The 2,147-nt window shown below is 25.0% G+C and carries 2 protein-coding genes; both read right to left on the bottom strand.

Annotated elements, in window-relative coordinates; translation table 11 throughout:
• Positions 1-213 precede the first annotated feature (213 nt).
• Positions 214-1,653 carry a bifunctional aminoglycoside N-acetyltransferase AAC(6')-Ie/aminoglycoside O-phosphotransferase APH(2'')-Ia gene (locus KA858_RS09600; RefSeq protein WP_001028144.1) on the bottom strand — a complete coding sequence of 480 codons (1,440 nt, stop codon included), beginning with the start codon at positions 1,651-1,653 and terminating at the stop codon, positions 214-216.
• Positions 1,654-2,061 carry a GNAT family N-acetyltransferase gene (locus KA858_RS09595; RefSeq protein WP_428844013.1) on the bottom strand — a complete coding sequence of 136 codons (408 nt, stop codon included), beginning with the start codon at positions 2,059-2,061 and terminating at the stop codon, positions 1,654-1,656.
• Positions 2,062-2,147: the final 86 nt, after the last annotated feature.

Raw genomic sequence — 2,147 nt, 5'->3', positions numbered from 1 at the left:
AATCGCTTAATTGGAGCCGTTCTTATGGACCTACATGATGAATGGATTTATTCTTCAAGAAAATACATCAATTTTGATAAGTAGAAATGGTAAAAACATTGTATAGCATTTTACACAGGAGTCTGGACTTGACTCACTTCCTTTATTATTTTTCATTTTTTTAAACTATTTAATACTAATGTCTTTTATAATAGCTTTTCATATATTATATAATCAATCTTTATAAGTCCTTTTATAAATTTCTTTTCTACCATTTTCGATAAATTCCTGTTTAATATTTTTAATTCCATAAACAATAGTTTCAATAGGATAATATTCTTCAACTATATCTTGATATTCTTTTGCTTTCTCAATATCTATATTTCCATACATTCTTAATATATCTTCTCCAAAATTTGTTCCTATTTCTTCTTCACTATCTTCAAGTAAGTATATAAAATCACAATATTCATCTATAATTCCAGAATCTCCAAAATCAATTATTCCAGTTAATCTATTATTGCCATCTAACAATAGATGATTACAACTAAAATCATTATGGCATAAACACTTTTTACCCTCAAAAACTGTTGTTGCATTTAGTCTTTCCATAAAACTTTCTATATAATCTTTTTCTATATCAGTTAAATCATTATAAATAGTTTCACGCAACAATATATACTCTTCTAATACATTTTGTTTATTATCAATAGTACATTCACTAATATCTGTATAATCTAAACCGTGCATTTGTCTTAAAAAACTGGCAATATCTCGTTTTAACAAATTTTGTTCTTCTTCTGACATAGTAGAATAAATTTCTGGTGTTAAAAAAGTTCCTTTAATTTCTTTATAACCTAGTATAGATAATTCATCACTAATATACGAATATTCAATATTAGGAATTTTTACATTAGTTTCTAAATTTGTATTTAAAAAATTATATATTGCTTTTTCTTTTGCATAACCTTTTTTCTTATTAGTACTAAATTTTGTTTTAAAAATGTATTCATTATTAACTAAATATGCCACACTATCATAACCACTACCGATTATTTCAATACTATCTACTTTGAAATTATCAAAGTAATGCTCAATTAAATATTTCATTGCCTTAACATTTGTGGCATTATCATCATATCTATATTCCATTAAATAACAATCTTCTTTTTTGCCCTCGTGTAATTCATGTTCTGGCAAATCTTCAATAATTCTAAAACCAGATTTTTGGTATGCCCTTATTGCTCTTGGATTATTTTTATGAGGGTCTAAAATAACTGCATTAGCATTTCTTTCTTTTTTCAAAAATTCAAAAATCAATTTAATATATCTTGTACCAATTCCTTTACTCCAATAATTTGGCTCTCCTATAAATTGATCCATACCATAGACTATCTCATCAGTTTTTGGATAATGATAATCAGTATATAACTCATCATACATTTTATATATTTGTCCATATCCAATAGGAACATTGTTATATTCAATAATTACTCTAAAAACTTCATCTTCCCAAGGCTCTGTATAATGTTTTTTTAATGATTCTAATGTATATTTTTTATCTCTACCACCATAAAATTCTAATACTCTTTCATCAGTTAACCATTTTAACATCAAAGGAAAATCATCATCTATTAAAGTTCTTATACATATTTCATTTTCAACTATATTCATTTATTTATCACCTTTTTCATAATCATATACATATACTATTTCATCTTTATAATCATTTTTACCACCTAATTTTTCATATACATGGCAAGCTCTAGGATTACCTTTATCAGTTATTAAAAACATTTCAGAACAACCAATCTCTTTAGAATATTCCTTAATAAAAGATAATAATTTTGAACCATAACCTTTGTCTTGATAGTTAGGTAACATTCCTATTGAGTGTAAATAAAACATTGTTTTTCCATCAGGTCTTAAAAGTGTATAGCAATATGCAAATCCTATAATTTTATTATTTTCTTTAGCTATAAACCCAAATGAACTGGTATCATTAAGAAATCCTTTTAAATTATCAATATCAAAAACCATATTATCATCAATTAAAACTTCTTCCATAAAAAACTCAGTCAAGTCCAGACTCCTGTGTAAAATGCTATACAATGTTTTTACCATTTCTACTTATCAAAATTGATGTATTTTCTTGAAGAATAAATCCA

Origin of the sequence: Staphylococcus sp. GDX8P80P (assembly GCF_017893095.1) — a bacterium.
Taxonomy (GTDB): Bacteria; Bacillota; Bacilli; order Staphylococcales; family Staphylococcaceae; genus Staphylococcus; species Staphylococcus borealis.
The sequence above is the reverse complement of the archived record's forward strand: the minus strand, read 5'-3'. Positions and strand labels throughout refer to the sequence as shown.

What these genes read in the sequence shown, in the direction of transcription:
- KA858_RS09600 (WP_001028144.1), bottom strand. Translation starts at nt 1,653, where the DNA reads ATGAATATAGTTGAAAATGAAATATGTATAAGAACTTTAATAGATGAT.